Origin of the sequence: Micrococcus sp. KRD070, assembly GCF_017168435.1 — a bacterium.
In the GTDB taxonomy this organism is placed as follows: Bacteria; Actinomycetota; Actinomycetes; order Actinomycetales; family Micrococcaceae; genus Micrococcus; species Micrococcus luteus.
Genome location: NZ_JABFNH010000024.1, coordinates 248,195 through 260,363 on the forward strand (window position 1 = coordinate 248,195; position 12,169 = coordinate 260,363).

Sequence of the window (12,169 nt, forward strand, 5' to 3'; positions counted from 1 at the left end):
CCCGCCGCCCGCCCCGTCACGCGGGTGCTCATCGCCAACCGCGGCGAGATCGCCGTGCGCGTGGCCCGCGCCGCCCGCGACCACGGCATCGCCTCGATCGCCGTCTACTCGGATCCGGACGCCGACGCCCTGCACGTGGCCGTCGCGGACGAGGCCTTCCACCTGCCGGGCGCGTCCTCGGCGGACACCTACCTGAAGATCGACGCGGTCCTCGACGTCGCCCGCCGCGCCGGCGCCGACGCCATGCACCCGGGCTACGGCTTCCTCTCCGAGAACGCCGACTTCGCGCAGGCCGTGATCGACGCCGGGATGACCTGGATCGGCCCGTCGCCGGACGCCATCCGCGCCCTCGGCGACAAGATCACCGCCCGCTCCCTCGCCCAGCAGGCGGGCGCCCCGCTCGTGCCGGGTTCGGACGGCCCCGTGCCGGACGCCGCCGCCGCGCGCGCGTTCGCCGAGGAGCACGGCCTGCCGATCGCCATCAAGGCGGCCTTCGGCGGCGGCGGCCGCGGCATCCGCGTGGTGCGCGAGCTCGGCGACGTCGAGGACGCGTTCGAGGCGACCGTCCGCGAGGCCGTCGCCGCGTTCGGCCGCGGCGAGTGCTTCGTGGAGCGCTTCCTGGACCGCCCCCGCCACGTGGAGGCCCAGGTCCTCGCCGACGAGCACGGCCACGTGGCCGTGCTCGGCACACGCGACTGCTCCCTGCAGCGCCGCAACCAGAAGCTCGTGGAGGAGGCCCCGGCGCCGTTCCTCACGGACGAGCAGCGCGAGCGCATCCACACCTCCGCCCGCGAGATCTGCCGCGCCGCCGGGTACACCGGGGCCGGCACGGTCGAGTACCTCGTGGCCCCGGACGGCCTCATCAGCTTCCTGGAGGTGAACACCCGCCTGCAGGTGGAGCATCCGGTCACCGAGGAGGTCTTCGGCGTGGACCTGGTGCGCGAGCAGTTCCGCGTCGCCGCCGGCGAGCCGCTGAGCATCCCCGAGGACCCGACGCCGCGCGGCCACGCCCTCGAGTTCCGCCTCAACGCCGAGGACCCGGCGTACGGCTTCCTGCCCGTGCCCGGCCCGATCGACGCGTTCGAGGCCCCCACCGGCCCCGGGGTCCGCATGGACTCCGGCGTCCGCACCGGCTCCGTGGTGCCGGGCGAGTACGACTCCCTGCTCGCCAAGCTCATCGTGTGGGGCGAGGACCGCGCCCAGGCCGTCGCCCGCGCCCGCGACGCCCTGGCCGAGCTGCGCATCGACGGCGTGCCCACCGTGGTGCCGTTCCACCGCGCCGTGCTCGAGCAGGACGCCTTCACCTCGGGGGACCGCCTCGGCGTCTACACCACGTGGATCGAGTCCGAGTTCGCCGAGCCGCTGGCCGAGTCCCCCTACCTGGGCGCCGAGGTGCCCGCCGGCGGCCGCACCGCCGTCACCGTCGAGCTGGACGGCCGCGCCGTGCGCCTGGGCCTGCCCGCCGATCTCTACGCGGCCCTCCTCGGAGGCGGCGGCGCGGGTGCCGCGGCTCCGGCCGGCGCTGCCGCAGGCGCCGGGAAGGCCGACGACGACGGCGCCGTGGCCTCGCCGGTCACCGGCACCCTGGCCTCGTGGAAGGTCGAGGACGGCGCCGAGGTGGCCGAGGGTGACACGGTCGCGATCGTGGAGGCGATGAAGATGGAGACGCCGATCCGTGCCCCGCGTGCGGGCCGGATCCAGCTCCTCGTGGCCGAGACCCCGGCCTCGGTGACGCGCGGCCAGGCGATCGCCCGGCTGGGGGCGTGACGGTGCCGGCGCGCGGCGGTGTCACCGGGGAAGGCCTCGCGCCCGGCGTCGGCGGCGGGGAGTCCGCCCCGGCTCCGGCCCCCGTGGCCGCGGCCGCGCAGCTGCGGCAGCGGATCGCGGCGGCCGGGCTCGTGCCGGGGGAGCGGCTGGGAGAGGTGGCGCTGGCCGCCGAGCTCCAGGTCAGCCGCAACAGCCTGCGCGAGGCGTTCACCATGCTGGCCTCGGAGGGCCTCGTGGAGCGCCGGCCGCACCGCGGGGTGTTCGTGGCGGCGCCCGGTCCGGAGGACGTGCGCGGGCTGTACCGCACGCGTCGGGTGATCCAGCTCGGCGCCCTCGAACACGGCGAGCTCACCCCCGGCGCGGCCCGCCAGCTGCGCTGTGCCCAGGACCTGCTCTCGGGCGGCCCGGACACCCCCGCGCGGGTCCTGGGCGACGCCAACCATCGCGTCCACGTCGGCATCGTGGACCTGGCCGGCGCCCCCGAGCTCACGCGGCTCATGGCGTCGGTGCAGGCCCGCGTGCGCCTGGCGTTCCATCCCATGGACGAGCAGACGCGCCTGCACGTGCAGTTCGCGGACCGCAACCGGTGGATCGTGGAGCGGCTGCTGGCCGGCGACCTCCCCGCGGTGCACGCCGTGTTCGGCGACTACCTGGACGAGGCGGAGCAGTTCGTCCTGGCGCACCTCGCCGCCGTGGGGGACTGACCGCCTCCCCGGGCCCGGACGGTCACGGGACCTGGAACATCCGGTCCGGCAGGTCCGTGATGAGCATGTGCCCGGGCGCGTGCGTGATGGCCAGCGGCGGGCGGGACTCCATGATCGCCGCCTGCGGCGTCACCCCGCACGCCCAGAACACGGGCAGGTGGCCCTGCGGGACCTCGACGGCGTCGCCGAAGTCCGGTGCCGACAGGTCCGTGATCCCGAGGCCGGCCGGGTCGCCCACGTGCACGGGCGCGCCGTGCACCGCGGGGTAGCGGGAGGTGATGCGCACGGCGTCGGCCACGCGGTCGGCGGGGATGGGGCGCATCGAGACCACGAGCGGGCCCGAGAGGCGGCCCGCCGAGGCGCAGCGCCGCGTGGTGCGGTACATCGGCACGTTCACGCCGGCGTCCTGGTGGGCCATCCGGATGCCCTCGGCCACCAGGGCGGACTCGAAGGTGAACGAGCAGCCGATCACGAACGTCACGAGGTCGTCCCGCCACACGTCGAGCAGATCCGTGGGGCGGTCCGTCTCGACGCCGTTGCGGTACACCACGTACTGCGGCACGTCCGTGCGGACGTCGCCGTCCAGCGCGGGGCCGTTGACCTCGCCGGCCTCGAACACGCCGAGCAGCGGCAGGGCCTTGGGGTTGCGCTGGGCGAAGAGCAGGACGTCGTAGGCGTGGTCCTGCGGGATCGAGACGAGGTTCGCCTGCGCGTAGCCGTCGGCGATCCCCGAGGTCGGCCGCACGAGCCCCGCGCGGAACCGCTCGCGGGCCTGCGCGGGGGTCGTGGCGGCGTCCAGCGGCGGCAGCGGCGTCGTCGTGGTCATCTCAGGCACCGGTGATCATCTCGACCATGGGGATGAACCCGCGCACCGCGATGAACACGGACACGATCCACGCGAGCGCGCCGATCACGAGCAGCCACCCGGGGTAGCGGTAGCCGTGCAGCAGGTCGCGGCGGCGCCAGGCCACGTACAGGAGGGCGGCGAAGCCGACCGGCAGGATCATGCCGTTGAACGCGCCGGCGAACACGAGCAGCGTCTGCGGTGCCTGGCGCAGGGCCAGGTAGAGGGCGGTGCAGACCACGATGAAGGCGACCGTCAGCAGGTTGCGGGTGCGGGCGCTGGTGGTGGAGCGGGTGACGAAGCTGATCGAGGTGTACGACGCACCGATCACGGAGGTGACGGCGGCGGCCCACAGGACGATGCCGAACATGCGCAGGCCGATGTCGCCGGCGGCGGCCTGGAAGGCGGAGGCAGCCAGGTTGTCCTTGGACAGCACCGCGCCCGAGGCGACGACGCCGAGGATCGCCAGGAACAGGAGGGCGCGCATCAGGCCGGTCACGAGGATCGAGGCTACGGAGCTGCGGGTGATGTCCTGGACGTCGTCCACGCCCTTCACTCCGGAGTCGATCATGCGGTGGGCGCCCGCGTAGGTGATGTAGCCGCCGATGGTGCCGCCCACGAGGGTGACGATCACGAAGAAGTCGACCTCCTCCGGCATCACGGACTGGCGCAGGGCCTCGCCCACGGGCGGGGCGGAGGTGATGGCCACGTACAGCATCAGCAGGATCATGACGGCGCCGAGCGCCACCACGATCCGGTCCAGGGCCACGCCGGCGCGCTTGGAGAGGAAGATCAGCAGCGCGATGAGCGCGGAGACGCCGCCACCGATCAGGGGGTCGACGCCGAGCATGGCGTTCGCGCCGAGGCCGGTGCCGGCGATGTTGCCGATGTTGAAGACCATGCCGCCGAGGAACACGAGCGCGGCGAGGACCCAGCCGAGGCCGGGCAGGACGCGGTTCGCCAGCTCCTGGGCGCGCATGCCGGAGACGCCGATGACGCGCCACACGTTCATCTGGACGGCGATGTCGATGAGGATCGAGACCAGGATGGCGAACGCGAACGCGGCGCCCATCCGGACGGTGAACGTGGCGGTCTGCGTGATGAAGCCGGGGCCGATGGCCGAGGTGGCCATGAGGAACATGGCGCCGAGCAGTGCGGTGCGCCGGGTGGCGCTCGCGGCACGGGAGTCCGTCTTCGGTGCGGTGCCCGAGGGGGTCGAGCCGTCCGGCCCGGCGTGGGGGATGTCTGCGTGGGACACGGTGGTCACCTTCGTCGAGGGCGCCAGGCGAGGTGACGGGCGTCACGAGGCGCTGGGGGAGACGGTAGCTGTTGTTGAACAATCCTGGCAACAGCGAGACCGGGTGTCGTGGCGTCCCCGCCCGAAGGAACGCCTCACCTGCCTGGCGCGCCCCGCCCCACGCCGCGACCATGGAGACATGTCGCACACGTCTGAACAGTCCTCGCCCCTGGCCGATCAGCTCCCGCCGGGCGGTTTCGACGAGCCGCACGCCGCCGGCGGCGTGCATGCCCGCCTCAACTGGCTCCGCGCGGGCGTGCTCGGCGCCAACGACGGCATCGTGTCCGTCGCGGCCACCGTCGTCGGTGTCGCCGGTGCGACGACGGCGCTCACCCCGATCCTGCTGGCCGGCGCCGCCGCCGTGGTCGGCGGCGCGTTCTCCATGGCGCTGGGCGAGTACGTGTCCGTCTCCTCGTCCTCCGACTCGCAGAAGTCGCTGATCGCCAAGGAGCGCCGTGAGCTCGAGGAGGATCCCGAGGGCGAGCTGGAGGAGCTCGTGCAGCTCTACGAGGCGGACGGCCTGAGCCGGGCCACGGCCGAGGCCGCCGCGCGGGAGCTCACCGAGAAGGACGCGCTCGCCGCGCATCTGCGCATGGAGCTGGGCATGGCGGAGGAGGACGTCGTCAGCCCGTGGGCCGCCGCCGGAGCGTCCTTCCTCGCGTTCCTCGTGGGCGCGCTGCTGCCCTTCCTGACGGTCGTCCTGGCGCCGGTGGGCCTCCGCGTCCCGTTCACGTTCGGCGTCACCCTCGTGGCCCTCGCCGTCACCGGCTGGGTCGGGGCCCGGCTCGGCGACGCGCCCGCGCTGCGGGCGGCCGTGCGCGTCGTCCTCGGCGGCGCCCTGGCACTCGGCCTGACCTTCGCGGTGGGCTCGCTGCTGGGGGCGTCGGTCGCCTGATCCGCGCCGGAAGGGGTGGGCCGGCCCAGCGCCCGTGGCCGCGCCGTGGCGCGCGCGGAGCGGTCCTGGAAGCCGAGGACCGTGCGCATACCACAGGCGCCCCCCGTCGAGTTGAAGCGACGCCCACGGTTCGCGTAAGGTGGGACGGCGCACGCCGCGTTGTTCTCGTCGTTCCATCGGTCAGGTGACCGGGCGGACGGCGGGTCGGAAAAGCAACGCGCTCCCGCAGACCGGATCCCGGGACGCCCTCAGGGCGGACCGGGGCTCACCGTCCACACCAGCGATCCCATAAGGAACTTCGGTTGGCTCTCACCCAGCCTGGTCCACCTTTTCGAGAAGTCGCAGTAAGAGTGCGGTGTCCACACCCGGGGCGGGGCTCACAACAGGTGTCCGCGGACAGGTCCGCGGCTCGCCGCCATGCGGGTTCCGCCCGTCCTTTTACTACTACTTGCCACGAGGAGTGATCATGGCAGCTCACTGCCAGGTAACCGGGGCTGGGCCGGGATTCGGCCACAGCATCTCCCACTCGCACCGTCGCACCAAGCGCCGGTTCGACCCGAACATCCAGAAGAAGACCTACTGGGTCCCCTCCCTGCGCCGCAACGTCACGCTGACGCTGTCCGCCAAGGGCATCAAGACCATCGACGTGCGCGGGATCGACGCCGTCGTGGCGGACCTGATCGCGAAGGGAGTGAAGCTCTGACATGGCCAAGGACAAGGACGTTCGTCCGATCATCAAGCTGAAGTCCACCGCCGGCACCGGGTTCACCTACGTGACCCGCAAGAACCGCCGGAACAACCCGGACCGCATCACCCTGAAGAAGTACGACCCGGTGGTCCGCAAGCACGTCGACTTCCGAGAGGAGCGCTGAGATGGCCAAGAAGTCCAAGATCGCCAAGAACGAGCAGCGCAAGGCCATCGTGGCCCGTTACGCCGAGAAGCGTCTCGAGCTGCGCAAGACCCTCGTGGACCCGAACGCGTCGGACGAGGCCCGCGAGGCCGCCCGCCTGGGCCTGCAGAAGCTGCCCCGCGACGCCTCCCCGGTCCGCGTGCGCAACCGCGACGCCATCGACGGTCGCCCCCGCGGCACCTTCCAGCGCTTCGGCATCTCCCGTGTGCGCTTCCGCGACATGGCGCACCGTGGCGAGCTGCCCGGCGTGACCAAGTCCTCCTGGTGACCTGAGGCCCGGTCTCCGGGCGCTCGGCACCACCGCGACGGCGGCGTCCCTCCTCAGGAGGGGCGCCGCCGTCGTCGTGCCCCGGGGATGAGGGCCACCCGGGTCACGGGAAATCGCGGATTCTCGCGGTTCAGGGGGCGATTCGCCCGCGGAGAGGTGGTACGTTCACAACTGGCAGCCCGGTCCGAACGGCCCGGGAACCGTAACCGACGTCCCATAGGGAGGACCCATGGCCATGAACCGCAAGGAACTCGTCGCCGCCGTCGCCGAGCGCTCCGGCAACACCCAGGCCGCCGTCAGCGATGTGCTGGACGCCCTCTTCGAGGTGTTCACCGCCCAGGTCAAGAAGGGCGAGAAGGTCTCGATCCCGGGCTGGCTGGCCGTGGAGCGCACCGAGCGCAAGGAGCGCACCGGCCGCAACCCGCGCACCGGCGAGGAGATCACCATCCCGGCCGGCCACTCCGTGAAGGTGACCGCCGGCTCCAAGCTCAAGGCCGCCGCCTCCGAGTGATCCCGGCCGCGGTGCGCGTCCCCGGACCCACGCCGCACGCCGCAGGACGGGCGTCCCACCCTCGGGTGGGGCGCCCGTCGTCGTCTCCGGCCGCGTAGGATGGGCGGACGATCGTCCGGCCGACGTGGGCCGGGGCCGTCAGGAGAGGAGTCGTGGCATGCGCAGCGCCGTCGCCGCCGCTCCGTGGGCCCCGTCCGGCCTCGAGGACCCCCGTCCGCGCGTCGTGCGTGGACCGGCCCGTCTGGCCCGGGGCTGGGCCGGGGCCCTGGCGATGACCGCCCTGGCCGCGCTGTTCCACACCGCCGCCGAGCCCGGTCACGGGTTCCCCGAGGTCGGCGTGGTCGCCTTCGCGGCCGTCCTCGCCGCCCCGCTCTGCACCGCCCTGGCGGGCCGCGCCCTCTCGCTGTGGCGCACCGCCGCGGCCGTCGCGATCGCCCAGGGGCTGTTCCACGTGCTCTACGGGCTCGCCGCCGGCGGGCACGCCGTGGCGCCGGCCGCCGGCGTCGACCCGGCCCACCTCGGCCACGCCCGTCCCGGCACCGGGGCCCTCCTGGCGTCGGGGGAGGCCCTGTCCGGCGCCCCCACCGGCCACCTGACCGACCTGCGCATGCTCGCGGCCCACGTGATCGCCGCGGTCCTCACCGTGCTGGTGCTGCGGCGCGGCGAGGCCCTCGTGCTCACCATCGCCGAACGCGTGGTGGCCGCCGTCTGCCCGCCGCCGGCCGCGCACGGCCCCCTGCCGACGCCGGCCCGCGTCCGGGTCCCCGTCCCGCCGGTGCTCCGGCCGGCGACGTCCCTCGTCCTCCTCAGCTCTCCGGGGCGGCGCGGCCCGCCGTTCGCCCTCGCGGCCTGAGGACGCCGGCTCCGTCCGCGTCTCGAGGCCCGACCGCGCCCGACGACCCTTCGGAACGGTCCGCCCGCGACTCCCGTCCGGGACCGCGGCAGACCCGTGAGGACACCACCATGCATCACCAGACCACCCCTGTCCGCCGCGCTGCTCGCGCCGCCGCCGGACTCGCCCTGCTGCCCGCCCTCGTCGTCGCCGGGGCTGCCCCCGCGGCCGCGCACGACGAGCTCATCCGCACCGCCCCCGCCGTCGACGAGACCGTCACGACGGCGCCGTCGGAGGTCTCGCTGACCTTCAGCGGCGAGCTGATCGACGGCGAGGGCATCCAGAACCTCCTGCAGGTCCGCGACGCCGACGGCAACCAGTGGCAGTCCGCCGCCGGCACCGTGGACGGCCCCACCTTCTCCGCGCCGCTGTGCGAGGGGCTGCCCAACGGCGACTACGAGGTCGCCTACCGCGTCGTCTACTCGGACGGGCACTCCGAGGAGCGCTCGTTCGACTTCGCGGTGGACGACCCGGCCGCACCGGCCGCCGGCACCGCGCCCCAGGGCTGCGGCTCCGCCGTCGCCGGGGCCTCGATCGCCGCCTCCCCGGAGGCCACGGCAAGTCAGGGCGACGCCGCCTCGGCCGCGGCGACCGCGCAGGCGGACGCCTCCGACGCCGCGCAGCCCGCGGACTCCGACGCGCTGCCCGCCTGGGTGTGGGTCGCCGGCATCGCCGGCCTGGCCGTGCTCGTGGTCGCCTTCCTCCTGATGGGCCGCCGCGCCCGCGCGCTCGGCCACCTCGACGACGGCCGCTGACCTCTGATCCCCGGCCGGCCCCCTGAGGGGACCGGCCCCGTCCTCGCGCGTCCGAACGCCCCGCGCGTCGTCGCGCGCCCGCCTGACAAGGAACCCCACAGACGTGACCACCACCTCCCCCCGCGCCCCTCGCCGCCTCGGCGCCGCCGCCGTGCTCGCCGTCGCCGCCCTCGGCCTGACGGCCTGCGCCGGAGACGACGCCGGCTCCGCCCCGAGCGCGTCGGACGCCTCGAGCGTCGCGCCGGCCACGGGCGCCTCGTCGGCCGCGTCCACCGCGGACGGCCAGGCCGCCGGCCTCACGATCACCGACCCCTGGACGAAGGCCACCGAGGAGGGCATGACCGGTTCCTTCGGCATGCTCGAGAACTCCTCGGACCAGGACCTGCACATCGTCGGCGTCCGCTCGGAGCTGGGCGAGACGGTCGAGCTCCACGAGATGGTCTCCGGCGAGGACGGCCAGATGGTGATGCAGCAGAGCCCCGACGGCTTCACCGTGCCCGCGGGCGGGAGCTTCGAGCTCGCCCCGGGCGGCAACCACGTGATGTTCATGGGCCTGACCGACCCGATCGAGCCGGGTGAGGACGTGACCTACGACCTCGAGCTGGAGGACGGCTCCACCCTCGAGGTCACCTCCGTGGTCCGGCCCTTCACCGGCGCCAACGAGTCGTACCACGGCGGCGAGTCCCACGAATCGGAGGACCATGCCGACCACTGACCCCGTCGTCCGGTCGGACGACCACCACGGGCCGGACGACCACCACGGGCCGGACGGGCGCGAGGGCGCCCGCCCGACCCCGGGGGGCCCCTCCCGCCGCGGCCTGCTCCTCGGGGCGGGCGCGGTGGGCGGCGGCCTGCTGGGCACGGCACTCGGCTACGGCGCCGGCCACGCGTCGGCCTCCACCGCCCCGGGCGCGTCCGCCGCGCCCGGGACGGGGGCCTCGCCCTCCGAGGTCATGGGCGACACCGGCATCGAGGGCGACGTCGGCCGGGCCGGCTGGGCCGAGCCCGGCGGCCAGGCCGCCCGGGTGGCCGTCAGCTCGCCCGTGGGCACGGACACCGTGCCGTTCCACGGGCCGCGCCAGGCCGGCGTCGACACCCCCGCCCAGGCCCACGCCGTCTTCCTCGCCTTCGACCTGCACGAGGACACGGACCGGGTGCGCATCGAGCGGATGCTGCGCCTGCTCACCGACGACGCGGCGCGCCTGACCCAGGGCCGCGCCACGATCGCCGACACCGAGCCGGAGCTCGCCGCCGCCCCCGCTCGGCTCACCGTGACGTTCGGCTTCGGCCCGGAGCTCGTCCGCCGCGTGGCCCCGGACCGGGCCCCGGCCTGGCTGCGCCCGCTGCCGGCGTTCGAGCAGATCGACCGCCTGGACCCCGCGTTCAGCGACGGCGACCTGCTGCTGCAGATCTGCGGCGACGACCGGATGTCCGTGGCCCACGCCCGGCGCATGCTCCTCAAGGCGGCCCGGCCGTTCGCCACCGAGCGCTGGGTGCAGGAGGGCTTCCGCTCCGCCCGCGGCGCCCACCCCACCGGCACCACGATGCGCAATCTCTTCGGGCAGGTGGACGGCACCGGCAATCCGGCGGCGGACACCCCGCACCTCGACCGCGTGGTGTGGGGCGTGGGTGCCGAGCAGGTGGGCGTCACCCCGTGGATCGCGGACGGCACGTCCGTGGTGATCCGGCGCATCGAGATGCTCATGGACACGTGGGACGAGCTCGACCGCCCGGCCAAGGAGAAGGTCATCGGCCGCCGCCTCGGCACCGGCGCCCCCCTCACGGGGGAGCAGGAGCACGACGAGCCGGACTTCGACGCCGTCGGCCCCACGGGCTTCCCGGTCATCTCGGACATCGCGCACCTGCGGCGGGCCCGCGGGGAGGAGCCCGAGTACGGGATGCTGCGTCGCGGCTACAACTACGACGACCCGCGCGGGGCGCTGGAGGCGGGCTCCGGCCTGATCTTCGCCGCCTACCAGGCGGACGTGGACCGACAGTTCGTCCCCGTCCAGGCCCGGCTCGCGGAGTCGGACCACCTGAACCTGTGGACCGTGCCCGTCGGCTCGGCGGTCTTCGCGATCCCGCCCGGCTGCGCCGAGGGCGGGTTCGTGGGCGACGCCCTGTTCGCCTGACCCAGGGGCCCGACGACGGCGGGGCCGCTCCCGTCGTCGCCGGGCGTCCGCATGCTTTGAGAGGATGGACCCCATGTCCGCCGCCACCGCCCCCGCCCGGGGCAGCCATCCCGCCGAGAACGACGACGCCGCCCGCCCCGGTCCGTCGGGGCCGGTCGGAGTGCCCCGGTGGATCTGGGTGCTCGTGGCCGCCGCGGGAGCGGCCGGCCTCGCCGCCGCCGGCTGGCTGACCGGCGTCACCGCCGCGCGCCAGCTCTCCGACCCGGGGTGGATCACCCGCTGGGGCGTGCCCGTGGGGGAGCTCGTCTCCAACGTGGCGATGTCCCTGACCATCGCCGCGCTGATCTTCGCGGCCGGGGTCCTGCCGCCCCACGCGGCGGGCACGGAACGGTGGCACCGCTCCGCCCGGCAGCGGCGCGAGGACGCGGACGCCGCACCGCTGCCCGAGCACCCCGCGTTCACCCGCGTGATGCGGATCGCCGCCGTCAGCGCCGGCGTGTGGACAGTGGCCGCGCTGGCCGTCGGCGTGCTGTCCTACTCGGATCTCGCCGGCATCCCCGTCACGGCGGGGCAGGGCTTCACGGACGGCCTGGCGGCCTACGTGGTCGGCATCTCGGTGGGCCAGGCGTGGTTCTGGGTCACCGTGATCGCCGCCGTCGTGACCACGTTGGCGATCGCCGTCCGCTCCCACAACGGCCTGTTCTGGACCGGCATCCTGGCGATGCTCGCCCTCGTGCCCCTGGCCCTGATCGGGCACGCGGCGGGCGGTGACGACCACACCGGCGCCGTGAACTCGATCGGCCTGCACCTGCTCGGCGTCGTCGTGTGGGTGGGCGGACTGCTCGTGCTCGTCGCGATCTCGGACACCCTCGTGGGGCCCAACGGGGCGCAGGGGCGGGGCCGCAGCCTGCGCCGGCAGGGCCCGGCGCCCCTGCTGCACACGGTCCTGACCCGCTACTCCGTGCTCGCCGGGCTGGGCCTGGTCACGGTGGCGCTGTCCGGCGTGGTCAACGCGTCGATCCGCATGGACGATCCGGCCCAGCTGCTGAGCCCCTACGGCATCCTCGTGTCGGCCAAGTTCCTGGCGGCCCTGGGCCTCGGCCTGATCGGCCTGCTGCACCGCCGGTGGGTGATCCCCCTGTCTCTTATAAACATCTCCGAGCCCACGAGACGCGTAGTAATCTCGTATGCCG

The 12,169-nt window shown here is 74.4% G+C and carries 14 protein-coding genes; 12 read left to right on the forward strand and 2 right to left on the reverse strand.

The genetic code is table 11. From position 1 onward, the window contains the following. Both J1M38_RS10765 and J1M38_RS10770 read left to right on the forward strand, forming a co-directional pair. Window positions 1–1,767, forward strand: a 1,767-nt coding sequence (locus J1M38_RS10765; RefSeq protein WP_241246633.1) for a biotin carboxylase N-terminal domain-containing protein, incomplete at its 5' end; no start/stop codon positions are given. Continuing rightward, on the forward strand, window positions 1,764–2,471 hold the full coding sequence (locus tag J1M38_RS10770; protein ID WP_060774876.1) for a GntR family transcriptional regulator: 708 nt from the start codon (window positions 1,764–1,766) through the stop codon (window positions 2,469–2,471). The genes J1M38_RS10765 and J1M38_RS10770, both read left to right, overlap by 4 nt. A 22-nt stretch (window positions 2,472–2,493) precedes the next feature. Here the strand turns inward: J1M38_RS10770 and J1M38_RS10775 are convergent, their stop codons facing one another. Both J1M38_RS10775 and J1M38_RS10780 read right to left on the reverse strand, forming a co-directional pair. Next, entirely contained in the window at window positions 2,494–3,306 is an 813-nt protein-coding gene (locus J1M38_RS10775) for a putative hydro-lyase (protein WP_102708537.1), read from the reverse strand. Continuing rightward, window positions 3,299–4,582, reverse strand: a complete 1,284-nt coding sequence (locus J1M38_RS10780; RefSeq protein ID WP_041104497.1) for an NRAMP family divalent metal transporter — start codon at window positions 4,580–4,582, stop codon at window positions 3,299–3,301. Before J1M38_RS10780 ends, J1M38_RS10775 begins: the two co-directional genes overlap by 8 nt. Before the next feature lie 169 nt (window positions 4,583–4,751). Here J1M38_RS10780 and J1M38_RS10785 point away from each other — a divergent pair, with 169 nt between their 5' ends. The 10 genes from J1M38_RS10785 to J1M38_RS10830 all read left to right on the forward strand — a co-directional run. Then, the gene (locus tag J1M38_RS10785) at window positions 4,752–5,507 is read left to right on the forward strand and encodes a VIT1/CCC1 transporter family protein (RefSeq protein WP_206482071.1); all 756 of its coding nucleotides are present in this window, start codon (window positions 4,752–4,754) and stop codon (window positions 5,505–5,507) included. Between the two features lie 466 nt (window positions 5,508–5,973). After that, window positions 5,974–6,210 carry a 50S ribosomal protein L28 gene (rpmB, locus tag J1M38_RS10790; RefSeq protein WP_002858335.1) on the forward strand — a complete coding sequence of 79 codons (237 nt, stop codon included), beginning with the start codon at window positions 5,974–5,976 and terminating at the stop codon, window positions 6,208–6,210. Window position 6,211: 1 nt separating this feature from the next. After that, entirely contained in the window at window positions 6,212–6,379 is a 168-nt protein-coding gene (gene rpmG, locus J1M38_RS10795) for a 50S ribosomal protein L33 (protein ID WP_002858336.1), read from the forward strand. Between the two features lies 1 nt (window position 6,380). Then, window positions 6,381–6,686: a 30S ribosomal protein S14 gene (gene rpsN / locus J1M38_RS10800; RefSeq protein ID WP_002858338.1), complete on the forward strand. Its 306-nt coding sequence runs from the start codon at window positions 6,381–6,383 to the stop codon at window positions 6,684–6,686. A 229-nt stretch (window positions 6,687–6,915) separates the two neighbouring features. Then, the gene (locus J1M38_RS10805; protein WP_002858339.1) at window positions 6,916–7,197 is read left to right on the forward strand and encodes an HU family DNA-binding protein; all 282 of its coding nucleotides are present in this window, start codon (window positions 6,916–6,918) and stop codon (window positions 7,195–7,197) included. A 157-nt stretch (window positions 7,198–7,354) separates the two neighbouring features. Then, window positions 7,355–8,050, forward strand: coding sequence for a hypothetical protein (locus J1M38_RS10810; protein WP_102708538.1), 696 nt, complete (start codon window positions 7,355–7,357; stop codon window positions 8,048–8,050). Window positions 8,051–8,160: 110 nt separating this feature from the next. Beyond that, window positions 8,161–8,844, forward strand: a complete 684-nt coding sequence (locus J1M38_RS10815) for a copper resistance CopC family protein (RefSeq protein WP_119217817.1) — start codon at window positions 8,161–8,163, stop codon at window positions 8,842–8,844. Between the two features lie 103 nt (window positions 8,845–8,947). Beyond that, window positions 8,948–9,559: a copper chaperone PCu(A)C gene (locus J1M38_RS10820; RefSeq protein WP_095694943.1), complete on the forward strand. Its 612-nt coding sequence runs from the start codon at window positions 8,948–8,950 to the stop codon at window positions 9,557–9,559. After that, window positions 9,546–10,976, forward strand: coding sequence for a Dyp-type peroxidase (locus tag J1M38_RS10825; protein WP_206482070.1), 1,431 nt, complete (start codon window positions 9,546–9,548; stop codon window positions 10,974–10,976). Before J1M38_RS10820 ends, J1M38_RS10825 begins: the two co-directional genes overlap by 14 nt. A 73-nt stretch (window positions 10,977–11,049) precedes the next feature. Continuing rightward, window positions 11,050–12,169 (forward strand): copper resistance D family protein (locus J1M38_RS10830; RefSeq protein ID WP_206501249.1); only part of this gene is annotated, 1,120 nt, incomplete at its 3' end.

Excerpts from the sequence above, each read along its gene's own strand:
- J1M38_RS10785 (WP_206482071.1), top strand. The coding sequence starts at position 4,752 with ATGTCGCACACGTCTGAACAGTCCTCGCCCCTGGCCGATCAGCTCCCG.
- rpmB (WP_002858335.1), top strand. The coding sequence starts at position 5,974 with ATGGCAGCTCACTGCCAGGTAACCGGGGCTGGGCCGGGATTCGGCCAC.
- rpmG (WP_002858336.1), top strand. The coding sequence starts at position 6,212 with ATGGCCAAGGACAAGGACGTTCGTCCGATCATCAAGCTGAAGTCCACC.
- rpsN (WP_002858338.1), top strand. The coding sequence starts at position 6,381 with ATGGCCAAGAAGTCCAAGATCGCCAAGAACGAGCAGCGCAAGGCCATC.
- J1M38_RS10805 (WP_002858339.1), top strand. The coding sequence starts at position 6,916 with ATGGCCATGAACCGCAAGGAACTCGTCGCCGCCGTCGCCGAGCGCTCC.
- J1M38_RS10810 (WP_102708538.1), top strand. The coding sequence starts at position 7,355 with ATGCGCAGCGCCGTCGCCGCCGCTCCGTGGGCCCCGTCCGGCCTCGAG.
- J1M38_RS10815 (WP_119217817.1), top strand. The coding sequence starts at position 8,161 with ATGCATCACCAGACCACCCCTGTCCGCCGCGCTGCTCGCGCCGCCGCC.
- J1M38_RS10825 (WP_206482070.1), top strand. The coding sequence starts at position 9,546 with ATGCCGACCACTGACCCCGTCGTCCGGTCGGACGACCACCACGGGCCG.